Source organism: Eremococcus coleocola ACS-139-V-Col8 (assembly GCF_000183205.1).
Lineage (GTDB): Bacteria > Bacillota > Bacilli > Lactobacillales > Aerococcaceae > Eremococcus > Eremococcus coleocola.
This window is the reverse complement of sequence record NZ_AENN01000012.1, coordinates 18635-41828: the sequence shown is the minus strand read 5'-3', so window position 1 is coordinate 41828 and position 23194 is coordinate 18635. Positions and strand designations below refer to the sequence as shown.

The 23194-nt window shown below is 39.5% G+C and carries 25 protein-coding genes and 1 other annotated feature (1 of these 26 only partly in view); all 25 genes read left to right on the top strand.

From position 1 onward, the window contains the following. The first annotated feature begins 100 nt into the window (after nt 1–100). The 25 genes from gltX to rplA all read left to right on the top strand — a co-directional run bounded on the left by gltX (nt 101) and on the right by rplA (nt 23044). Nucleotides 101–1579, top strand: coding sequence for a glutamate--tRNA ligase (gene gltX, locus HMPREF9257_RS03600; RefSeq protein WP_006418069.1), 1479 nt, complete (start codon nt 101–103; stop codon nt 1577–1579). 157 nt (nt 1580–1736) lie between these two features. Beyond that, complete coding sequence (gene cysS / locus HMPREF9257_RS03595) at nt 1737–3164, top strand: cysteine--tRNA ligase (RefSeq protein WP_006418096.1); 1428 nt, start codon at nt 1737–1739, stop codon at nt 3162–3164. 4 nt (nt 3165–3168) lie between these two features. Further along, the gene (locus tag HMPREF9257_RS03590) at nt 3169–3567 is read left to right on the top strand and encodes a Mini-ribonuclease 3 (protein WP_006418084.1); all 399 of its coding nucleotides are present in this window, start codon (nt 3169–3171) and stop codon (nt 3565–3567) included. Between the two features lie 14 nt (nt 3568–3581). Then, nucleotides 3582–4382 (top strand): 23S rRNA (guanosine(2251)-2'-O)-methyltransferase RlmB, encoded by an 801-nt coding sequence (gene rlmB / locus HMPREF9257_RS03585; RefSeq protein WP_006418078.1) that lies wholly within the window; start codon nt 3582–3584, stop codon nt 4380–4382. Between the two features lie 10 nt (nt 4383–4392). Continuing rightward, nucleotides 4393–4929: an NYN domain-containing protein gene (locus HMPREF9257_RS03580; RefSeq protein WP_006418085.1), complete on the top strand. Its 537-nt coding sequence runs from the start codon at nt 4393–4395 to the stop codon at nt 4927–4929. Between the two features lie 46 nt (nt 4930–4975). Next, entirely contained in the window at nt 4976–5584 is a 609-nt protein-coding gene (locus tag HMPREF9257_RS03575; protein ID WP_006418097.1) for an RNA polymerase sigma factor, read from the top strand. 80 nt (nt 5585–5664) lie between these two features. Further along, the gene (locus HMPREF9257_RS03570; RefSeq protein WP_006418106.1) at nt 5665–6627 is read left to right on the top strand and encodes a hypothetical protein; all 963 of its coding nucleotides are present in this window, start codon (nt 5665–5667) and stop codon (nt 6625–6627) included. A 100-nt stretch (nt 6628–6727) separates the two neighbouring features. After that, nucleotides 6728–6880 carry a 50S ribosomal protein L33 gene (gene rpmG, locus HMPREF9257_RS03565; protein WP_006418079.1) on the top strand — a complete coding sequence of 51 codons (153 nt, stop codon included), beginning with the start codon at nt 6728–6730 and terminating at the stop codon, nt 6878–6880. Between the two features lie 11 nt (nt 6881–6891). Next, nucleotides 6892–7065: a preprotein translocase subunit SecE gene (secE, locus tag HMPREF9257_RS03560; protein ID WP_006418101.1), complete on the top strand. Its 174-nt coding sequence runs from the start codon at nt 6892–6894 to the stop codon at nt 7063–7065. A 101-nt stretch (nt 7066–7166) separates the two neighbouring features. Further along, on the top strand, nt 7167–7712 hold the full coding sequence (gene nusG / locus HMPREF9257_RS03555; RefSeq protein WP_006418105.1) for a transcription termination/antitermination protein NusG: 546 nt from the start codon (nt 7167–7169) through the stop codon (nt 7710–7712). A gap of 11 nt (nt 7713–7723) precedes the next feature. Further along, nucleotides 7724–8506 carry a hypothetical protein gene (locus HMPREF9257_RS03550; protein ID WP_006418093.1) on the top strand — a complete coding sequence of 261 codons (783 nt, stop codon included), beginning with the start codon at nt 7724–7726 and terminating at the stop codon, nt 8504–8506. Nucleotides 8507–8658: 152 nt separating this feature from the next. Then, nucleotides 8659–10308, top strand: coding sequence for a substrate-binding and vWA domain-containing protein (locus HMPREF9257_RS03545; RefSeq protein WP_006418072.1), 1650 nt, complete (start codon nt 8659–8661; stop codon nt 10306–10308). Further along, entirely contained in the window at nt 10309–10932 is a 624-nt protein-coding gene (locus HMPREF9257_RS03540) for a 5-bromo-4-chloroindolyl phosphate hydrolysis family protein (protein ID WP_006418104.1), read from the top strand. After that, nucleotides 10922–11983, top strand: coding sequence for a substrate-binding domain-containing protein (locus HMPREF9257_RS03535; RefSeq protein WP_006418075.1), 1062 nt, complete (start codon nt 10922–10924; stop codon nt 11981–11983). The genes HMPREF9257_RS03540 and HMPREF9257_RS03535 overlap by 11 nt, the downstream gene beginning before the upstream one ends. A 53-nt stretch (nt 11984–12036) precedes the next feature. Further along, entirely contained in the window at nt 12037–13200 is a 1164-nt protein-coding gene (locus tag HMPREF9257_RS03530; protein WP_006418092.1) for a toxic anion resistance protein, read from the top strand. Nucleotides 13201–13501: 301 nt separating this feature from the next. After that, nucleotides 13502–14992, top strand: coding sequence for a nicotinate phosphoribosyltransferase (locus tag HMPREF9257_RS03525; RefSeq protein WP_006418103.1), 1491 nt, complete (start codon nt 13502–13504; stop codon nt 14990–14992). 11 nt (nt 14993–15003) lie between these two features. Next, nucleotides 15004–15828 (top strand): ammonia-dependent NAD(+) synthetase, encoded by an 825-nt coding sequence (gene nadE, locus HMPREF9257_RS03520; RefSeq protein ID WP_006418071.1) that lies wholly within the window; start codon nt 15004–15006, stop codon nt 15826–15828. A gap of 28 nt (nt 15829–15856) precedes the next feature. Further along, the gene (locus HMPREF9257_RS03515; protein WP_006418094.1) at nt 15857–16894 is read left to right on the top strand and encodes an MraY family glycosyltransferase; all 1038 of its coding nucleotides are present in this window, start codon (nt 15857–15859) and stop codon (nt 16892–16894) included. Between the two features lie 9 nt (nt 16895–16903). After that, a complete protein-coding gene (locus tag HMPREF9257_RS03510) occupies nt 16904–17794 on the top strand; it encodes a DegV family protein (protein WP_006418081.1) in 891 nt (296 codons plus the stop codon). 135 nt (nt 17795–17929) lie between these two features. Further along, nucleotides 17930–18976, top strand: coding sequence for a phosphate/phosphite/phosphonate ABC transporter substrate-binding protein (locus HMPREF9257_RS03505; RefSeq protein WP_006418077.1), 1047 nt, complete (start codon nt 17930–17932; stop codon nt 18974–18976). Nucleotides 18977–19212: 236 nt separating this feature from the next. Then, nucleotides 19213–19983, top strand: coding sequence for a phosphonate ABC transporter ATP-binding protein (gene phnC, locus HMPREF9257_RS03500; protein ID WP_006418100.1), 771 nt, complete (start codon nt 19213–19215; stop codon nt 19981–19983). Further along, nucleotides 19973–20809 (top strand): phosphonate ABC transporter, permease protein PhnE, encoded by an 837-nt coding sequence (gene phnE / locus HMPREF9257_RS03495; RefSeq protein WP_006418083.1) that lies wholly within the window; start codon nt 19973–19975, stop codon nt 20807–20809. The genes phnC and phnE (HMPREF9257_RS03495) overlap by 11 nt, the downstream gene beginning before the upstream one ends. An 11-nt stretch (nt 20810–20820) precedes the next feature. After that, nucleotides 20821–21630, top strand: coding sequence for a phosphonate ABC transporter, permease protein PhnE (gene phnE, locus HMPREF9257_RS03490; RefSeq protein ID WP_028125376.1), 810 nt, complete (start codon nt 20821–20823; stop codon nt 21628–21630). Nucleotides 21631–21841: 211 nt separating this feature from the next. Continuing rightward, entirely contained in the window at nt 21842–22267 is a 426-nt protein-coding gene (rplK, locus tag HMPREF9257_RS03485) for a 50S ribosomal protein L11 (protein WP_006418090.1), read from the top strand. 81 nt (nt 22268–22348) lie between these two features. Then, nucleotides 22349–23044 carry a 50S ribosomal protein L1 gene (gene rplA / locus HMPREF9257_RS03480; RefSeq protein ID WP_006418076.1) on the top strand — a complete coding sequence of 232 codons (696 nt, stop codon included), beginning with the start codon at nt 22349–22351 and terminating at the stop codon, nt 23042–23044. Between the two features lie 43 nt (nt 23045–23087). Next, nucleotides 23088–23194: a sequence feature (ribosomal protein L10 leader region), on the top strand (it continues 20 nt past the right edge of the window).

Sequence of the window (23194 nt, the reverse complement as noted above, 5' to 3'; positions counted from 1 at the left end):
CGGGTCGGATGATTTTTGCCCAACCGGTCCATTCCAAGGACCGCATTGAAGCCAGTCATTAATAAATGTGTGAGATAAATTAAAGGAGATTGATTATAAAATGAGTGATAAAATTCGTGTCAGATATGCCCCAAGTCCAACCGGTGAATTACATATTGGTAATGCTAGAACGGCTTTATTTAATTATCTATATGCTCGTCACTATGGGGGCGACTTTGTTATTCGGATTGAAGACACTGATTTAAAACGGAACATTGCCCACGGTGAAGAAAGCCAATTAAGAAATCTTAAGTGGTTAGGGATGGATTGGGATGAATCTCCAGCTGAACCTGGAGAATATGGTCCTTACCGTCAATCTGAACGTGCCCATATCTACCAACTCTTAATTGATCAATTAATTGCTGAAGATAAGGCTTATCGCTGCTATATGACGGAAGAAGAATTAGAAGCTGAACGGGAAGAACAAAAAGCCCGTGGTGAGATGCCTCATTACGGTGGTCAACATGCCCACCTAACCCCTGAACAAGAGGCCGAATTCCAAGCCCAAGGCCGGGTACCCGTGATTCGTTTCCGTGTACCTCATGGGGTAACTTATGAATGGAATGATATGGTTAAGGGTAAAGTTCATTTTGAATCTCAAAATATTTCTGGCGACTGGGTCATTCAAAAACGTGACGGTATGCCAACTTATAACTTTGCTGTGGTTGTGGATGATCATTTGATGGAAATTTCTCATGTCTTACGGGGCGATGACCATATTGCTAATACGCCAAAACAAATGATGATTTATGATGCCTTTGGTTGGAAAATCCCTGAATTTGGCCATATGACCTTAATTATTAATGCCGAAACCAATAAGAAATTATCTAAACGTGATGGATCTATTCTCCAATTTATTGAACAATACCGTAATTTAGGTTACCTACCTGAAGCCATGTTTAACTTTATTGCTTTATTAGGTTGGTCACCTAAGGGAGAAGATGAAATCTTCTCCCGCCAAGAATTTATCGATATCTTTGATGTTGAACGTCTATCTACTTCGCCAGCTTCTTTTGACCAAAAGAAATTGGAATGGATTAACAATACTTATATGAAGGCGGCAGACTTAGATACAGTCGTCGACCTAGCCCTTCCTCATTTACAAGAAGTGGGTAAAGTTTCTGAAAATCCAAGTGAAGAAGAAATGGCATGGGTTAAGAAATTAGTCGGTCTTTATCATGATGAAATGTCTTATGGGGCTCAAATTGTTGAGCTTTCTAGCCTCTTCTTTAATGATAAGTTGACGGTCGACCAAACAGCTAAGGAAGAAATGGCCGCTGAAACCGCGATGACGGTGGTGGATGCTATGGCAGCTAAATTGGAAGCTTTAGCCGATGCTGATTTTGATGCGGACCACATTAAACCAATGATTAAAGAAATCCAAAAAGAAACCGGTATTAAGGGCCGTAAGCTCTTTATGCCAATCCGGATTGCGGTGTCTGGTCAAATGCATGGTCCAGAATTAGCTAATGTGATCGATGTTTTAGGAAAAACGAAAGCTTTAGATCATATCCAACAAGTTAAAGCTCAATTAAGCTAGGTCTTAAGTAAAATTTATTAAGCAATTAAAACCATTATGATAGTTAGCTAGCCTAACGACATAATGGTTTTTTGTTAAAGTCTTATGACTTATACATAGGTCCTAGCCTGGCTTTCATGTATAATATAGGGGAAAGCTTTTGAGAAGGAGAAATTACATGACGATTCAAATTTATAATACGTTGACCCGACAAAAAGAAGATTTTGTGCCCCAAGTGCCGAATCAAGTATCCATGTATGTCTGTGGGCCGACAGTCTATAATTATATTCATATTGGGAATGCCCGGTCTGCCGTGGCTTTTGACACGGTCCGTCGTTACTTACAATATCGTGGGTATCAAGTGAACTATGTCAGCAATTTTACCGATGTTGATGATAAGATTATCAAAGCCGCCAAGGCAGAGGATTTAAGTACCGAAGCCTTATCTGATAAATATATTGCGGCCTTTAAAGAAGATACAGCCGCCATCAATATTTTACCGGCCAATATTCATCCGCGAGTGAAGGACCATATTACAGAGATTATTGATTATATTAAAGTTTTGATTGAGTCTGACCATGCCTATGCTTCTCAAGGTGATGTTTATTTTAGAACCCAAAGTTTTGACGGTTATGGTAAGTTATCCCATCAAAGTATTTCTGAATTAGAAATTGGAGCTTCCCAACGAACTGATACAGCTGAAACCGATCGTAAGGAAGATCCGCTCGATTTTGCCCTATGGAAGTCAGCTAAGGAAGGTGAAGTTTCTTGGCCATCTCCTTGGGGACCAGGTCGTCCGGGTTGGCATATTGAATGTTCCGTTATGTCTACCAAGTACCTAGGGGATACCTTAGATATTCATGGCGGCGGTCAAGACCTCGAATTCCCCCATCATGAAAATGAGATTGCCCAAGCAGAAGCTCATAACCATGGTGAAAACTTTGCCAATTACTGGATGCACAATGGTTTTGTGACCTTTGGAGAAGATGGGGAAAAAATGTCCAAGTCTTTAGGGAATTTTGTCCTTTTACGTGACTTATTAAAAGAAGCTGATCCCATGGTGGTCCGTTATTTATTAGGGACAGTCCATTACCGCCGGCCTTTACGTTATGATGATCAAGCCTTACAGGAAGCTCAGACGAATATTAAACGCTTAGAAGAAGTCAGCCGTCGTTTAGATTTGCGTTTAGCTGATGCAACGACTCAAGCCAATCTCGATACTGATGAAGCAAATCTAGCAGTCTTGGCTCAATTAGAGGCTGATTTTATCCAAGCAATGGACGATGATTTTAATGCGGCCAATGGTATGACGGTGATTTTCGAATTGGTTAAAGAAATCAATCGCTATTTACAAAGTGAGGTAGTTTCAGAAAAAGTCTTAAGCAAAATGCAAGAGATATTTAAAGATCTATTAGCTATTTTTGGCCTTGTTTTTGAAACTAAGGAAGACCTATTAGATCAAGAGATTCAAGCTTTAATTGATGAACGGAATGTGGCTCGTAAAGCCAAGGATTTTGGACGGGCAGATGAAATTCGTGATCAATTAAAAGAACAAGGTATTTATTTAGATGACACCCCGCAAGGAACCACTTGGAAAAGAGGCTAATCTTATGAAAGACAGTGAGGCTAAATTATTAAATGGTTCAGCTTTGGCATATATAGGTGATGCGATTTATGAAGTAGCTGTCCGTCAGCATGTCTTAGCCAGCGGCTTAACTAGTGTGAATGACTTACACCGGGCTGCCATTAAATACGTCGGAGCTAAGGGTCAGGCTCAAGTCATGCTAGCTTGGCTGGCTGAGGATGGGTTCCTGAGCGAGGAAGAAATTTCTTTCTATAAACGGGGGCGTAACCACAAGGCGAATACCAAGGCCAAAAATGCTAGCATTCAAGACTACCGGCAAGCAACTGGCTTTGAGTCACTAATGGGCTGGCTGTTTTTGAGTCACCAGGAAGAACGCTTGCAAGCATTAATGAGCGATGCAATTCAACGACTAGATCAAGCATAAAGGAGGGCTAAGTAATGGTACACGGCTCGAAAAAGATAAGAGGCAAGCAAGTAAATAAAGTCATAGACCAGGAACAAAATGATGAAATTTTATATGGCCGTCAGGTTGTTTTGACAATTCTAGAAGAAAAGAAGCCGATTAATAAAGTCTTTATTCAAAAAGGATTGTCGGGGGATAAAATTCAAACTATATTAGAGCTTGTAAAGCAACGTCAGCTTGTTTTTCAAGAAGTTCCTAAAGCAAAATTAGATGATTTAAGCCAAGGTCAGAACCACCAAGGAGTGGTTGTGACAGTGCCACCAGTTGCCTACCAAAGCTTAGAAGATTGTTTTGCCCTAGCTGAGGCTAAGGGACAAGAACCTTTCTTTTTGATTTTGGACGGGATTGAAGACCCCCATAATCTAGGTTCAATTATTCGGTCAGCTGATGCCCTAGGGGTTCATGGGATTATTATTCCTAAACGACGGGCGGCGAGTTTGACTGGGATTGTGGCTAAGACCTCAACGGGTGCTTTAGAACATATACCTGTGGTCCGGGTCACTAACCTTGGCCAAGTCGTTGACCAATTAAAAACCAAAGGGGTTTGGATTTTTGCAACGGATATGGCCGGCCAAGATATCCGAAGCTGGAATTCGCAAGGACCGATTGCGGTCATTATTGGCAACGAAGGTCAGGGGGTCTCTAAAAAACTCCTGGACCATGCGGACCAAACGATTACCATTCCTATGGTGGGCCATGTGCAAAGTCTCAATGCCAGTGTAGCGGCAAGTATTATTATGTATGAAGTTGCATCTAAACGCATCCCGATGCCTTAGGAGGCAACTTATGCAACGAAAAGAAATCTTATTTGTCGATGGGTATAATATGATTGGGGCTTGGCCAGAATTATCACATTTGCAAAGACATGATGAAATACAAGCAGCACGCGACCTTTTACTCTTTGAACTTTCAGGTTTTAGTAAATATCGTGACTTAGATATTATTGTGGTTTTTGATGCCCAATTCGTACCTGGGATTACTAAGAGTTATCAGGAATACGATTTGACGGTTGTCTTTACGCAAGAAGGAGAAACAGCTGATTCTTATATTGAGCGTGAGGTCCAGAATTATTTAAATGCCTTAACCAGGGTAGTGGTTGCGACCAGTGATGCGGCCGAACAATGGATGATCTTTCAACAAGGGGCTTTACGCCAGTCTGCCAAAGAATTGCAGATGGATATTGAGTATACTAAGCAAGAGATAAAACAAGATGTAAACCAACATTATTCGAGTAAATTAATTAGACGGACCCCTTGGCAAATTAATCAACTTGTCCATCTTGAACAATTACGTAAGCAAATTGAAAATGATCCTCAAGCTTAACTTAACAATCAAAGGGTTTCTCTAAATAACTTAGGAGGACATCTTGATGGTGAAAGCAACCCGAGCTTTTAGTATTGATGAGTTAGTGCTGCAGTTAAAACAAAATTTTTGTGAAGATTTATTTAATCGTCTGATGGTCCGGCTTTCCGGGCTCGTTTATAAATATGCTTACTTTTGCCAACGCTATCAAATTGAATATGAAGATTATCGCCAGGAAGCGATGATTACCCTTTATGCTTGTGTCAATAATTTTTGTCCCAAGAAGCAAGCCTATTTTGTGGCTTATTTTGAAACAGCCCTGAAAAACCGCATGTTTAATCTGAACCGCCGTCGAGTAACAAAAAAGCGGGGCCAAGGAAAAGTAGAAATACCTTTTGACCAGCAAGCGAGCAACCAAGATGCAGAGGGCTTGAGTGTGGCAGAAACCTTATCTTGTAGCTATGCCTACGCACCGGACCGAGTCTTAGCCTTAAAAGAGATAGTGGCAGACTTTATTGAGTCTTTGTCTCCCCTTGAACGAAAATATTTTATCTTTTATCGTCAAGGATTCTCAAATCAGGAAATTAGTCAAAAATTAGGAATCAATCTTAAATCAGCGCAGAATATTTATGATCGTTGTCGGATTAAATTATTAAATGGTTACATTAGAATTTGATGGTAGCTAAAAGAAAGCAGACTTTAAACCCTAATAGTGTTTAGTTATAATAAGGGTAAAGCCCAAAAGGAGAGATTCGTATGTTTAAGAAAAGAGTGCCGGCTAGTTTATGTGCCCTAGCCCTGTGCTTAAGCTTCAATCAGGTGATTAGTTTTGCCCAAGAGAATGTTGGTGTCGAGTCTGTGGAAGAATGGGTAACTGAGTCCCAAGAGTCAAGTAGTCAAGCTACAAGTGAGACGACGACCACAGAGTACCAGGAAGCCGATAACTCAGGCGACCAAAGTCAAGTATCAGATGAAGCGAGTTCAGACCAAGCCTCTGTTTATGATGTTGCGGTTAATGAAGATAAGACACAGAACCAGGCTTTCTTACAAGCATATGCAGATTATAAGCAGATTGTCGAAAAATTCGATTTTACCGATGCCTATGAAGAAAACGACCAAGTGGGAACTAGTTTAGCGGATTTTCAAGCCCAATTTGAGCCGCAAGTTGAAGGCCAGCAAGAAGACTTGTCAGAGACAGAAGCGGTGATTCAATATGTCTACCAAGATGGGACTGAGGAAGGTACTGATACGGCTGAATTAATCGTTTATTTCTCTAATGATCAACTAGTTTATGCAGGAATAGCTATGTTGGTGGATCAAGAAGCCTTTAGTCCTGACCAATTAATCAGTAATGATCAATTAGAAAGTTGGTTAAGCCAAGATGCCCTACCTTCATTTGAAGACATTGCCCAAGAGGCGCCGCGGGTCATGGGCTTATCTTATATGGAATATCAGACTAAGCCGATTAATATGATGATGGTTCCAACCGGTGATAGTTTAGATGAGATGACCATTGATTTTATGTGTTTCTGGGATGGTCAGATGTTAGATTCTGTGCCTGAAATTTATGAAGAAGCCTTTAACCAACCTAACCCACGGATGTTAGCCTATACGACGACGATTATTCGCCATGTCATCTTAGGTGAACCCCTACCGGAAGCTAATAATGAGAGCCAATCCATGTCCTCAGATACTGAATCTGACCAAAGTGAGGAATAATTTAGGTGAAAATAGGGAGTGGGTGTCAAGTTTGCTTGACATTTACTCCTTTTGTTTTATATTATTGTAGAGTATGAATTGAGAAAAAGGAGGGATTGCTGTGCCGCAAAAGAAAGCTGCACTTGCCTGTACCGTCTGTGGCCAACGCAATTACTCAATGACGCCTACCCAAGCAGGTCACACTAAACGGATTGAAGTTAAAAAATTCTGTAAATATTGTAATAAACATACTTTACATAAAGAAACCAAATAAAGGAGCTAATCATGGGGTATATTAAGAATGTTTTTCGTGAAATGAAGCAAGTAACCTGGCCAACCCTAAAAGAAGTAAATAACTTTACCTGGATTGCCATCTTACTCATTGTTTTCTTTGGTACATATTTTGTACTAACAGACTTTGCTTTTTCTAATTTATTAGATTGGATTGTTAAGTTATAAAAGACTGTTATTTCATGACAGACATGTTATAATAAATATGCAAAGTTTCTAGACCTACGACGCGTAGGTTTTTTATTTACAAGAAAATAGGAGGAAAGTAAATGGAAGGACGTAAAGAGTGGTATGTACTTCATACCTATTCCGGTTATGAAAATAAGGTCAAAGAAAATATTGATCTTCGTAAAGAAAGTATGGATATGGAGGATAATATTTTCCGAGTAGAAGTACCTGAAGAAGAAGTGACTGAAGTTAAAGATGGTGAACGTACTTCAAAGGTTGAAAAGACCTTCCCAGGTTATGTCTTAGTGGAAATGATTATGTCAGACGATGCTTGGTTTGTAGTGCGGAATACCCCAGGGGTAACTGGCTTTGTTGGGTCCCATGGTGCTGGATCTAAGCCTGCTCCCCTATTAGAAGAAGAAGTTGAAGCTATCTTAGGTGATCGTCCAATGAAACCAGCGCCAGTTGAATTAGATGTGGCTGTAGGTGACTATGTGGATATCGTGGATGGTCCATTTGCTAACTTCTCTGGTCAAATCGAAGAAATTAGTCAAGAAACCCAACGGCTTAAAGTCGTCTTGGAAATGATGGGCCGTGAAACTGTCACTGAATTAGACTTTGCTCAAGTTCGCCCTACTAATGTATAGTAGGTGTGCCATTGAAAACAAATCCAAAATGGTATGACTATGGCTTACCTGTTCTGTTTATCTTAGACTTACTGCTTAATTATCTGTCATCCCAGGCAATTTTCTTTAAGGCTTCGCAAGCTGAGATTTCAGATAAGTATCTTAATTTGTTGGCACCAGCTGGGTTTACCTTCGCAATTTGGGGTCTTATTTACCTTGGTATGGCCGTTACCCTTTTTATTCCTTTTTCAAAAAGGATATCAGCGCCATTTAAGGAAGCTTATCGATCTATTCTGGCACCCATCTTGCTCCAAATTTTATTCTTAAATATGATGTGGTTGGTGGCTTGGTCTTCTGACTTGCTATTAATTGCTTTAATTATCATTTTGATTTACTATCAACGTTTATTGGATGGTCTGAAGCGGATTTCTGCAACTCCCCTATTACGTGACCATCTTTGGTCCTTAAAATATCCTTGGGGGTTACATTATGGTTGGTTAATTGTAGCTACGTTTGCTAACTTTAATACCTATCTTGTCTCCAAGGGATTTCCCGGAACGGGGGGCTTGGCTGTTTTTGCTAGTCTAGTCCTAATATTGGTGATTGTCGGTTTAGGGTTATATGCCTTTGCTAAATATGGCAATGGTCTAGTCATGGTGCCAATTCTTTGGGCCTTGCTAGGTGTATTAGCTAAACATCGACCTGGCTCTGATTTTGGGTCAGCCAGTCTCTTACTTTTTTGGTTAGGGATTATAATTCTATTAGGAAGCTTAGGTATTGCTTGGCATTTCTACCGTCTTCAAAAAGCACAATAAATTTATAAATATAAAAGAGTCTGAAACTTGAGTGTTTCAGACTCTTTTGCTATCAATTGTAATGTTTTTGTAAATAATAAATATAATAACACAAACGCTTACACTTTGATGATATAATCTAAGTGACAAAGAAAAATATAGGAGGAAGACTTATGCTTGCTTTTAAAAAGATATCTGCAAAAAAATTAAGTAAGTCGTTGCGATTTTTTCTATTAATTTCATGCTTTTTGTCAATCCTTGTAGCGTGTCAAGAGAAGAATGAACCGACCGCCCAAGGTGACTTTAATGTGACGGAGTATTCTGGTGAAACTTTGAGGATTGTTGCGGGTTCGGAGAATAAGGAACTAGAACCGATTATTAAAGCTTATGCTAATAAAAATAAAGTAAATATTACCATGGACTATCTAGGATCTTTAGATATTATGCGTCTCCTTCAGTCTGGTGAGCTTGATTATGATGCGGTTTGGCCAGCTTCCAGTATTTGGTTAAATATGGGGGATCAACATCATTTATTAAAACATACAGCGACTACTTCGATTACACCGGTGGTTTTCGGGATTAAACAATCTTTAGCAGAAGAATTAGGCTTTGTGGATAAGGATGTCTATATTGCGGATATTATTGAAGCCATCAAGGCTGATAAATTAAACTTTGCTATGACATCAGCGACCCAATCCAATTCAGGCGCCTCGGCCTATCTTGGCTTTTTAACTGCGATTGCTAAGAGTCAAGGAGGTTTTACTTTAGAAGACTTGAACGATGAAGCCAACCAAAGTCAAATTAAAGATTTATTATCCGGGGTTAATCGTTCTTCTGGATCTTCAAATTGGTTAGTTGACCTCTTCTTGCAAGCAGATTACGATGCTATGGTTAACTATGAAACCTTGATTATTCAAACCAATCAAGAACTATTGAAGCAAAAACGTGAACCGCTTTATATAGTTTATCCGGTGGATGGTTTGGCGCTTTCGGATTCTCCTCTAGCCTATGTTGATCATAACCAAGATAAAATTGAGGACATGTTTTTAGACTTTCAAGAATACCTATTGTCGGAAGAAGCTCAATTACAAATCGAAGCTACTGGGAAACGATCACGGACCGGGTCAGTGGCGGAAAAAAATAGATCAGTTTTTAATAAAGACTGGGGTATCGATGTAGATAAACAGATTTCCTCCATTCGTTGGCCAAGTGCTGAGGTCATTCAAGAGGCTTTAAATCTTTATCAAACTCAATTCAAAAAGCCAGCCCTCACCGCCTATGTTTTAGATTATTCTGGTTCCATGGAGGGTGAAGGAAATAAACAAATGACTGAAGCCATGGCTCAAGTCCTACTCCCTGAAAACGCTAAGGCCAATCTCTTACAAGGAACCCAGCAAGATATCAGTTTGGTGATTCCATTTTCAGATATGGTTGATGCTGCTACTGTGGCTAAGGGGAATGGCCAAGAATTGGTTGATTTAAACCAGTATGTGCAAGATTATGTTGTTGGCGGAGATACTGCTATGTATGAAGGAATTATTGCAGCCCTAGATACCATGGTTTCTGACTATGGTCAAGACTTGGAGGATTACTCCCCTGCTATTGTAATTTTGACGGATGGTCAGCCTAACGGGGCCAAGACCTTCAAAGACTTAAGCCAGCGTTACCAGCAAGCTCAGGTCGATATTCCTATGTTCTCAATTCTCTTTGGGGAGGCTGAAGAAGGAAAAATGAAAGAAATAGCCGATTTGACCAAGGCCCGGGTCTTTGATGGTCGTAAAGATTTAATTAATGCTTTCAAACAAGTGAAAGGATATAACTAGATGAAGCCAGTAACGAAACAGAATTTATTAGCGCTAGTCATAGGTCTTCTGTTTTTTTTAGTGACCTTTACCCTTTTGTCTTGGCCATTTTTTCTGGCGACCCTGATTAGTTTGGGAACTTATTTTGCAGTCTATTTATTGGCCAGTCCGGTCTTACGGATTGGTGATGTGGAATTAGAGAAATTAAATAACGGTGCTGAGTTGAAAGCTTTATATGAAACAAGTGTTCTGCAAGTGAAGCAAATGAAAGCAACTAAGAAGGAAATTAAACAGGCCGAAATTAGTTCACGTCTAGCCCAGCTCATTCAAAAAGCAACGAGTATTTTAACCTACTTAGAGGCCAACCCGAAAGAGATTTCCTCTTCCCGTCATTTCTTGGATTATTACCTAAGTACTGCTAATAAAATTAGTCAAAATTATTTACAAATGGAAGCAGCCCAGATTAGTTCGGATAAATTTAAAGAAATTGAACACAAAACGGCTGAGGCCTTAAAAATCTTAGACAAAATTTTTGCTAATCAACGGGATGGCTATCATGTCAATCGTATGCGGGATTTAGAAGTTGAAACAGAATTATTAGAGAAGACATTGGAATTAGGAGGTGGCTATCTCGATGAAGAATAAATTCTGGGGTTTAATCATTTTACTTTTGGTTATCTTAGCTGGTGGATTTTATACTTATTGGCAAGCAGATCGTCCTAAAGCCGTTGACTTAACCGGTTTCTTGGGTGGTGAAAAGATTGGTTTATTTGAAAATGAAGAGTTTCAAGACTATTTAAAGAAAGAATATAATTTGACCATTGATTATCGTAAAGCGGGCTCCTTTGATATGGTCAAGGGCGACATTCAAGACCAGGATTATCTTTTTCCTTCAAGTCAGTTAGCCTTGGAGTTATTCAAACAAGAAGGTCGGAAGGCGACTCAGGATGAGATTATATTCAACACACCGATTGTATTGTACTCTTATAAACCCGTGGTTGAAGCCTTGAAAAAGGCAGGTGTTATTACGGTAAGAGATGGGATTCATTATGTGGATATGCAAACCCTAGCTAAATTAATGGTTGAAGGTAAAAGCTGGCAGAAGATTGGTTTGAATAATCAATATGGGGAAATTTTGGTAGATACAACCGATCCATCTGCCTCTAACTCGGGCAATATGTTCCTGGGTCTATTAGCCAATGCCATGAATGGGAATAAGATGGTTTCTATGGATCAAGCAAAGGAACTTTTACCAGATCTCAAAAAAATTTATCAGTCAATTGGTTATATGAATACCTCTTCTGCTGATTTATTTAGTCAGTTCTTAACTTTAGGAGCGGGTTCTTATCCAATTATAGCTGGTTACGAAAGTCAACTCTTAGAGTATTCAGTCCAGGATCCAGAAACGTATAAACGTGTCAAAGATAATATTATTATTTTGTATCCTGAGCCAACCGTTTGGTCTAGCCACATCTTTATTAGTTTGAATAAAAAGGCGGAAGTAGCGATTGATGCTTTGACTGATAAGAAGGTCCAAGATTTAGCTTGGAAAGACCATGGTTACCGGACGATTGTGTCTGGTTCCCAAGACCAAGATCAATTTAAAGTGCCAGGGCTTGCTAGCGATGTGACTCAAATTATGCAGATGCCTTCTTATGATGTGATGACTTATTTAGTTGATGGTATTGCCCCTTAGTTGGGTGAATTGGATGTTTCTTATTTTGATTTATATAAAAAAGGAGAAAAGATATGAACGAAAACAAAGAAATCACCTTGGACAGTCTCATGCAAGCTAAACATATAGAATTAAGTTCCGGTCCTCAAACTCAAGAAGAGACTGCCCTTATGATCAATCAACTAGAGGCAGAAACTGAACAATTGAGTCCAGATAAACGGGAAAAAATAGATCAAATTAAGGCTAATATTAATATCCAGGATACTCAATTATTGGCACTTTATGGTTCCAATACCCAAAAAGGGATTGCCCAATTTTCAGATACCATTCTCGCAGAGGTTCGATCTAAGGATGTCGGTCCAGTGGGCGATTTAATGTCAGATTTAATGGTGAAGGTTAAGGATTTGGATATTGCTTCCCTTGATGGTGGCCACTCTTTAATGGATAAAATTCCTTTCTTGAAGAATATGCGTCAATCCGTAGACCGATATTTAGCTAAATATGATGTGATGCAGACCCAAATAGATAAAATTCAAGCTCAATTGGAAAGTTCCCGGATGGCTTTACTCAAAGACATTGCGACATATGATAAATTGTATGAAAAGAATGTTGACTATTTCCAAGAACTACAATTATATATTGTGGCTGGGGAAGAAAAAGTCCGTGAATTAAAGGATGTAACCATTCCTAAATTGTATTCAGAGGCACAATCTTCAAATGAGCCAATGTCTATGCAAGTAGTTAAAGATTTTGAAGATACGGTTAATCGCTTTGAAAAACGGATTTTTGACTTAAAAACTTCAAAAACTCTAGCTATTCAGACCGCACCCCAAATTAAATTAATTCAAAATAATGATAAGTTATTGGTGGATAAAGTGACGGATGCGGTAAATAATGTCATTCCATTATGGAAGTCACAAGTCGTGATTGCTTTAGGCTTGAACCGGCAAAGCCAGGTCATTCAAATGCAAAAGGATATTTCCAATACCACCAATGAATTGTTGGAAAGAAATGCGAAGAATTTACGGCAAAATACGATTGAAACTGCTAAAGAAGCAGAACGGTCTATCATTGATATTGCTACTTTGAAAAAGGTGAATGAAGAGTTAATCACTACGATTGAAGAAACGATTTCCATTCAAAATAATGCACGTCAGGCCCGTGCTGAAGCAGAAGGTGAATTGAAACAAATTGAAAGTAATTTGAAAGAAGCTTTAGTTAAGGCAGTGAGAGGATAATAGACTTTCTCTGCCAGATAGTAGCTAGATAAGGAATTCTCTTTGGGGTTGGGCAAAAAAGCCTAGTCTCAAATAGGATTCGTTTTTATTTAGTAAAGGGAGTACAGGGGGCGGAACAGAAGCATTAAAATCTGTGATTTTCGCTTGCTGGAGCACTTGGATAAATGTAGTTGAGCTCATATTTTCGCTCAACTACTGGGACGCTAAGTTGTTTCCATCCAATCAACCACTGCGACAAAATATGGTATAATAGTAAAAAGTTTTACGGTTAATTGAGTATGCAGAATGGAAGGAAAAAACCATGAAAGAATATAAAGATGATAGTTTAATGCTCCACACTGACTTGTACCAGATTAATATGCTCCAGACATACTGGGAGACTGGGATGGATCAACGCAATGCTGTGTTTGAGATATTCTTCCGGAAGAACCCTTTTGAAAATGGCTATGCTATCTTTGCTGGTTTAGAACGTGTACTAGATTATTTTAATAATCTTAAATTTACAGACCAAGACTTAGCTTATTTAAAGGAAACGGGTATCTATCAAGATGATTTCTTGGCTTATTTGAAAGAACTTAAACTAAAACTAACTGTGCGGTCTATGGTAGAGGGTGAACTATGTTTTGCTTCTGAGCCCTTAATGCAGATTGAAGGTCCCTTAGGACACTGTCAATTAGTGGAAACAGCAGTTTTAAATATTATTAACTATCAAACTTTAATTGCGACCAAAGCTTCTCGGATTCGGTCAGTGGTGGGTCACGGCGACAAAGTTTCAGAATTCGGAACCCGTCGGGCTCAAGAGCTTGATGCTGCTATTTGGGGGACACGTGCGGCTTATATTGGTGGTTTCCATTCCACGTCAAATGTCCGCGCTGGTAAACTTTTTGGTATTCCAATTTCTGGGACCCATGCCCACTCTTTAGTTCAAGCTTACCGTGATGAATATAAGGCTTTTAAGGCCTATGCTGAAACCCATAAAGATGTAGTTTTCTTAGTGGATACGTATGATACCTTGCGGTCTGGGGTACCTACGGCTATCCAAGTTGCCAAAGAAATGGGCGATAAGATTAACTTCATTGGTGTTCGGATTGATTCAGGTGATATGGCTTATCAATCAAAACGAATCCGGGAACAACTCGATGAAGCTGGCTTCACAGATGCGCGGATTGTTGCCTCAAATGACTTAGATGAAAAGACCATTCTGAACTTACGGATGCAGGGAGCTAAGATCAATGACTGGGGTATTGGTACCAAAATTATTACTGCTTTTGACCAACCAGCTCTAGGTGCGGTTTATAAATTAGTTTCAATTGAAGATAAAAATGGCGTGATGATGCCGACTATGAAAATTTCTTCTAATGCTGAAAAAATGACCACACCAGGGGTTAAACAAGTATGGCGGATTACCCGAAATAAGGATGGTAAGTCTGAAGGTGACTATATTGCCCTAGATGACGAGGCGCCTGATAAAATGGATGAATTATTCATGTTCCATCCAGTGCATACTTATATTAATAAAACCGTACGAGATTTTGATGCGCGTCCTTTATTAATTGATGTCATGAAAGAGGGTCAAGTTACTTACGAATTACCTGAAATTAATCAAATCCGTGATTATGCATCTAAGAATTATAATGCTTTATGGGATGAATATAAACGAATCCTAAATCCTGAACAATATCCTGTCGATCTTTCACAAAAATTATACGATGAAAAAATGGCGAGTATTAAAGCCTTACGTGAGAAAATTCAAGTCAAAGTCGACCGCTTAGAAAAAAATAACGTGTCTTAAAGGAGGACAAGATGAGACCCTTACAAGCACAAATTATTGAAAGCTTAAAAGTAAAAGCTAGTATCGACCCTGAGCAAGAAGTGAGACGGTCCATTGATTGGATGAAACAATACTTAATGGATCGTCCATTTTTAAAGAGTTTAGTCCTAGGTATTTCTGGCGGACAAGATTCTACCCTAGCCGGTCGTTTATGCCAATTAACCGTTGAAGAATTGCGGCAAGAAACTGGTCAAGCAGATTACCGTTTTATCGCCATCCGTCTCCCTTATGGCTTACAAGCAGATGAAGATGATGCCCAAATGGCTTTAGACTTTATTCAAGCAGACCAAGAGCTAACCATTAATATTAAAGCTGCGACGGATGCAGTTGTTGCTGCAGTAGAGGCTAATGAAGGTATGAAAATATCTGACTTTAATAAAGGAAATATTAAGGCTCGGCAACGGATGATTGCTCAGTATGCGGTAGCGGGCGACAATCAAGGTTTAGTTGTAGGAACTGACCACGCGGCTGAGGCCATTACCGGTTTTTATACTAAATTTGGTGATGGTGCAGCGGATATTATGCCTTTGTGGCGGTTGAATAAAAGTCAAGGACGGCAACTTTTGGCTTATTTAGAAGCACCCAAGGCTCTCTATGAAAAAGTGCCAACAGCTGACTTAGAAGAAGATAAACCCCAGTTGCCTGATGAACAAGCCTTAGGTGTATCTTATCAAGCCATTGATGATTATCTCATAGGTAAAGCCATCGCGGATAAAGAAGCAGAACGGATTGAAGACCTGTACCGTAAATCACAACATAAACGTGATTTGCCTTATAATGTTTATAGTGACCTGTAGAAACAAGTGTTAGAGAGAAGGGAAAAGTGTGGGACCATTATTTTCATATGCGGCCTTAGCTTGGTTTTTAGCGACTATTTTTTCACTTCTTTTACTTTGGTTAGGAAAGAAGAGTCAGGTTTATGATCAAGATGTTCATGATTTAAAAAATCATCGGCAAGTCGTAACCTTAGGCGGGCTAGGGATTTATTTTGCCTTTTGGACCGCCTTTTATTTCTTTAATCCTAGCTTTTTTTTAGTTCAGTCGCTCTTAGCCCTCTTTCTTGCCTCTACCTTAGTCTTAATTACGGGTATTTTAGATGATTTATATAATCTGAAACCGTGGTTGAAAAGTGCAGGTGTTTTATTAGCGGCTAATATTATCTACTTTTGGGCAAACGTCTCTTTTTCGACGACCCTTTTACCCACTGTGTCAGATAGTTTATTTCAAATAATAACCTATTTACTAACCATGGTGTGGATTTTTCTGATGACGAATGCCATTAATTTAATCGATGGTTTGGACGGATTAGCGAGTTCAGTCACCTTAATTTCACTGATTACCCTAATTGTCACGACATATTTTTTTTCAATTTCAATAAGTCTTTCTATCTTGGTCATGTTACTGATCTTAAGCGGAGCTATCCTGGGTTTCATTCCTTTTAATTGGCAACCAGCCAAGATTTATTTAGGGGATACTGGAGCCTTGTTTATTGGCTTTATGTATGCAAGTTTGAGTGTGACAAATTTAAAGAATGCCTCTTTCTATTCTTTAGCAGTCCCCGTCTTAATCTATCTGGTCCCTTTATTTGATGCTTTTTTTGCGGTGCTTCGCCGTTTCATGACGGGTAAATCGATTGTAGTGGCTGACCACGATCATGTTCATCATCGCCTACTGAGATTAGGTTTGAAAGAATGGCAGGTTGTGGCTATTATGATTTTTATCACCTTATTATTTTCTAGCTTAGCAATATTAACTCAATTATTTGCTAGTGCCCGCCAATATATTCTAATGGGGGCGATGGCTTTAGTCTTACTGCTCCTCTTAATTATGATTAGGATAAATAAAACTAGTAAAAAGGATTGAGACTCATAAATGAAAACAGCAGTTATTGTTGATTCTACCGCAACTCCCAGCAAACAATTAATGGCAGACCCAGACTTTTATATCCTGCGTCTGTCTCTTTTATTTGCTGAGGGTGATATTTATGAAGATGTCAGTGATGACCAAGTGATGCATGACTTCTATCAACGGTTACGCCATAGTCCAGAACCACCCAAGACCTCACAGCCTAGATTAGACCAGGTTTATGACCTGTTTGACCAACTAGTAGCGGATGGCTACAATACGGTTTTTGTGATTACTTTGGCCGCTCAGATCTCAGGGACTTACCAAAGTGTGCAAATGGTGGCATCAGATTACCAAGACCGACTAGCCACTTATGTCATCGATTCCAAAGGAACTTCGTTTATAATGGAAAATATGGCCCACCAGGCCCTCTTGATGGCTGATGCAGGTTATACAAGCGATGAAATTGCAAGTAAGTTAACTTGGTTAGCCGATCAATCTGAAATTTACGTGGTCGTGGAAGATTTACAATTTATTGCCAAGGGTGGTCGTATGTCGACAGCACAAGCCTTTATAGGCAATGTCTTGGGTATCAAGCCCTTGATTTACTTTTCACCAGATGGGTCGGTCCAGGTTTTTGACAAGGTCCGGACCCAAAAGAGTCTCTATAAGCATTGGCTACAAATTGTTCAATCGGCTCAAGCTAAATTTGGCGATAAATTCGTAATTGCGCTTGCTCACGGAGATGCCTTAAAAGAAGCTTTGGCAGTGAAATACTATCTTATCCAACAAGGAATCAATTTTCCTTTTAGGATTGGATACTTGACACCAGTTTTAGGCGTTCATGGGGGGCCTGGTGCGGTTGGTTTAGGAATTATGCCGCAAATTATTTCGAATCATGATTTGGCTAAAGACTAGCTCAGATTAAAACATTCGAATTTTAGATTAGAATTCAATTAAATGTAAATTTTGTGTAAAGAAAAGCCCTAACATATTGTTTAACCATATTGTGTAAGCTACAATTAAATTATCAAATATTTGGAGGGAAAATCCGTGAAAAAAACCTTTAACGTATTAATGGTCTTATCCTTAGTCGCTGCTGTCTTCTTTAACTTATTTGCTGTTGATGCTTCTGCTCAAGACAAAACAGAAATTGATACACTTCGTGTTGCTTTTGTACCTTCTCGTGATCCAGAAGAAATTATTACTGCAACTGAACCACTTAAACAATTGTTAATTGACGAATTGGCTAAAGAAGGTTTCGATGTGAAGAATGTTGAAATCTCAGTAGGTACTTCTTATGAAGCTGTTGGTGAAGGTATGGCTGCCGGTACGATCGATGTTGGTTTAATTCCTGGTGGTACTTATGTCTTATTTGAAGATGATGTAGATGTTGTTTTAACTTCTACTCGTAAAGGTCTTTCAAAAGACTCTGAAAATCCAGCTGACTGGAACGATGGTAAAGAAACTGAACAAAGTGACGAACAAGTTACTTACTACAAAGGCTTAATTATCGCTGGTCCTTCTGAAAAAGGTCAAGAATTAGCTAAAAAAATTAATGACGGTGAAGAATTAACTTGGGAAGATTTAGATTCAGCTAAATGGGCTGTTATGTCATCTTCTTCATCTTCTGGTTATATCTACCCTTCAATCTGGTTAGGTAAAAACTTTGATGGTAAACAAATCTCTGACTTATCAAATGTTGTTCAATCTGACTCTTACCCATCTTCAGTGGCTCGTTTAGCTTCTGAACAAGTGGATATCATTGTTGGTTTTGCTGACTTACGTCGTGACAATGCTGAAGCTTGGACTAAAGATATGGGTCGTGAAAAGAGCATTTGGGAAGAAACTAATGTAATTGGTATAACTCCAAACGTTTATAACGATACTGTTTCTGTCAGCAAAAACTCTGAAGTAATGACAGATGAATTAAAAGAAGCCGTTGCTAATGCATTCATCAACATTGCTAAGACTGACGAAGGTAAAGAAGTTATTGCTATTTATAGTCATGAAGGTTACCAACCAGCAACCTCTGAAGACTATGATACAGAACGTGAAGCTCAAAAGATCTTGCGTGAACAAGATAAAGACGCTGAATAATTTAATAATTAACTTAGGGGAAACTGACTGGGCAAAGAGATAGTTATGTCCATCATTTTATGAATAGACTGATTTTAAGCGCAGTAGTTGATTGGATGAAACCGCCTTGCTTTGCAACTTATTTCATCCTAATCAGCCTTGCGGGGGCGGGCATACGAAGCGGAATCGCATGATTTCCGCTTCTTGCCCGCTCCCTTTTTCGCTAAGTTATTGAAAGGTATTAAAAGGAGAACAATATGATTAAGTTTGAACATGTCTATAAACGTTATGGCAATGATGTGTTAGCCTTAAAAGATGTGAATTTAGAAATCCAACAAGGGGAGTTTATTGGTATTATCGGATTATCGGGTGCTGGTAAATCTACCTTGATTCGTACGATTAATAAAATGCACCCTATTTCTGAAGGTGTTTTAGAAGTTGATGATGTCTCTGTTCCCGCCTTAAAAGGGAAAGAATTACGGCGTTTCCGTCGTAAGGTTGGGATGATTTTCCAATCATTTAATTTGGTAACCCGGGCAAAGGTTATTACCAATGTCCTATCTGCCTTTGTGCCAGACCTACCCTTCTGGCGCGTCTTGCTTGGTTACTATAAGAAGGAAGAAGAAATTAAAGCCCTAGAAGCTTTAGACCGAGTAGGTATTTTGGATAAGGCCTATACTCGGGTTGACCAACTTTCTGGGGGACAACAACAACGGGTAGCTTTAGCCCGTACCTTGGCGCAAGACCCTCGCATTATCTTAGCCGATGAACCAGTCGCCTCACTCGACCCAGTCACTGCCGCTGTCGTTATGCAAGACTTTAAGAATATTAATAAAGATGACAATATTACTATTTTAATTAATATCCACCATGTGGAATTAGCCTTGGAGTATTGTGATCGGATTATTGGGATTAGAGAAGGGGCTGTGGTTTATGATGGCCCATCAGACCAAGTAACCCCTGAAGTTTTAAACCATATTTATAAGGGTCAGACACCTGCTACGGAGGAGGCCCACCATGGCGAATAATCAGTCGCAAGCTTCAAAGTCTTGGTTAAAACCGCAAGCCATTACCTTACCCAATGGGAAAGTTATTTATAAAAAACGTTCTTTAACCTGGCTAATAGTTTTAGTGGTTTTGGTCTTAGTTTACCTTTCTGCCAAATTAACCTGTTTTGACTTAAGTGTCTTATTAAAACGTGGCCATCAGTTCTTTGTTATTTTAAAACGGATGTATCCACCTGCTTTTGACTTTGTTAAAGATGTCTTACCGCCCTTATTTGATACGATTAAAATGTCGGTGTTAGGAACTATTATTGGGTCGCTCTTAGCAATTCCTTTCGCTATGTGGGCAGCTTCGAACCTAACCAAAAATCGGTTTATCACTGGTTTCTTAAAGTTCTTCTTATCCTTAGTAAGGACCCTACCAACCTTGGTCATTGCCCTTATCTTGACCTATATCTTTGGTTTGGGTACCTTCGCTGGTACTTTAGCTATTTCAATCTTTACCTTCTCTTTCGTGGCTAAACAACTCTATGAAGCTATCGAAACTGCGGACATGTTACCTTATGAAGCCATGGAAGCTTTAGGGGCAAATAAACTCTACAGCTTTTTGGGAGCAATTAAACCTCAAGTCTTGCCAGCTTATCTATCAGTGGCTCTTTATACCTTTGAAGGAAATGTCCGTCATGCGGCGATCTTAGGATATGTTGGTGCTGGTGGGATTGGGCTCATCTTAGATGAAAACCTAGGTTGGCGTGAATATGAAAATGTCGGTATGATTCTACTTTGTCTCTTCATAACGGTGGGGGTTATCGAAACAACCAGTCGTTATTTAAGAAGTAAATTAACTTAGGGGGTGGCATGATGATTGAACGTATAAATGAAATGTATGAAAAGAAAGATACTAATCGTCTGCAAACAATTTTCTGGACCCTCTTGGTTGTAGCTTTAATTGTTTGGTCAGGGTCTACCATTGATGAAGTGGGAATTGCTAATAAGGGGATTACCTTTGCGGTTAGTATTATGCAAGGGATTCTGCACCCAGATCCTGAACTCCTATTTAATATGACTAAGCAATCAGTACCTTATCTATTAATTGAAACGATGGCAATTGCCCTATTAGGAACGCTGGTTGGAGCTTTCTTCTCCTTCCCATTAGCCTTCTTAGCTTCCAGTAAGGTGGTACCGATGCCAGTTGTGATTATTACTCGGGTCCTCGTTATGGCCATTCGGACCATCCCTGGTTTTGTCTACGGCTTGATGTTTATTCGGGTAACTGGCCCAGGACCTTTCGCAGGGGTCATGACCCTGTCGGTCACTTCCATTGGAATGTTAACCAAGCTTTTCAGTGAAACCATTGATGACATTGATAAGTCTATTCTAGAAGCCTTAGACGCGGCTGGTTGTAATACCTTTGAGAAAATTCGTTGTGGTATTATTCCTCAGCTCTGGTCTTCCCTTATTTCAACCGTAATCTTCCGTTATGATATGAACCTACGGGATGCAACCATCCTTGGTTTGGTAGGTGCCGGTGGGATTGGGGCGCCATTGAAGTTCGCTATGTCTTCTAACCGGTGGACTCAAGTTGGTGCGATTCTGGTTGGCTTAGTGGTCTTAATCTTGTTTGTTGAGTTCTTCTCTTCCTATCTGAGAAAACGTTTGGCCAATGGTTAATTAATCCCTATCAAAAAAATTAAGCTCCAAGCTCCCCTAGGTGTGCAAAACCATGGAAACTTGGAGCTTTTTCTATAAATAAATATATTTTACTTGCTATTGTCTTTAGATATGTTATACTATTTCGGTGCGCATGTACGCACAATGAGTGGGAGGAATCGTCGATTCCGCAAACCACATCACGAATATAATTTATAAGGAGGAAACTTTCGTGGCTAAAAAAGTAGTAAACCAAGTGAAATTACAAATCCCTGCGGGACAAGCTAGCCCCGCTCCACCAGTTGGTCCAGCCCTAGGTCAAGCACAAGTAAATATTATGGGATTCTGTAAAGAATTCAACGCTCGTACGCAAGATCAAAATGGGATGATTATCCCAGTTGTAATCGATGTATATGAAGACCGTTCATTTACATTCATTACTAAGACTCCACCAGCTCCAGTTCTATTGAAAAAAGCTGCTGGAATCGCTAAAGCATCTGGCGAACCTAACAAGAAAAAAGTAGCTTCAGTGACTCGTCAACAAGTCAAAGAAATTGCCGAATTAAAAATGCAAGATTTAAACGCAGCAGACGTAGAAGCTGCCATGCGTATGATCGAAGGTTCTGCCCGTTCAATGGGTATCACCGTCGAAGACTAGGCATAATCGCAGCTTCTCGCCCCGTGTCTATCGGGTGTGGGAGGTAGTACCGCTAAAACCACAAGTATAGGAGGAATTATAATGGCTAAAAAAGGCAAAAAATATCAAGCTGCCCTTGAAAAAGTAGATCGCGAAAAATTCTACGCACCAAGTGAAGCAGTTGCATTAGCAAAAGAAATCGACTTTGCTGGCTTTGACGCAACCGTTGAAGTCGCATATAACTTAAATATTGACGTTCGTAAAGCAGATCAACAAATCCGTGGCGCAATGGTGTTGCCAAACGGAACTGGTAAGACTCAAACCGTAGTCGTAATCGCTTCTGGTGAAAAAGCTGAAGAAGCTAAAGCCGCTGGCGCAGACTTCGTTGGTGAAGCTGACTTAATCGACAAAATTTCTGACGGTTGGTTAGACTTCGATGTGATGGTGGCAACACCTAACATGATGGGTCAAGTAGGTCGTTTAGGTCGGGTCTTAGGACCAAAAGGCTTAATGCCAAACCCTAAAACCGGTACAGTTACCATGGATGTAACTAAAGCCGTGACTGATATCAAGGCTGGTCAAGTAACTTACCGTGCCGATAAAGCTGGTATTGTAAGTGTTCCAATTGGTAAAGTATCATTTGATGATGCCAAACTTGTTGAAAACTTCAAAGCTTTACATAATGAAATCTTACGTTTGAAACCAGCATCTGCTAAAGGTGTTTATATCCAAAGCTTAACTTTAACAACTACCTTTGGACCTGGTATCAAATTAGATGTTGCTGCCGCAGCATTATAAAATACAAATAAGTATTGACTCATAGAAGTATTTCCATTAGAATACTATCTGTGTTAAACGACCGTAGACAGTAAGTGGCCCCGGCCTTAATTTCTTACCGAGGAAGTTCCTATAATAATCAGGAATCTATCTCTATGTCTAAGGTGGCAT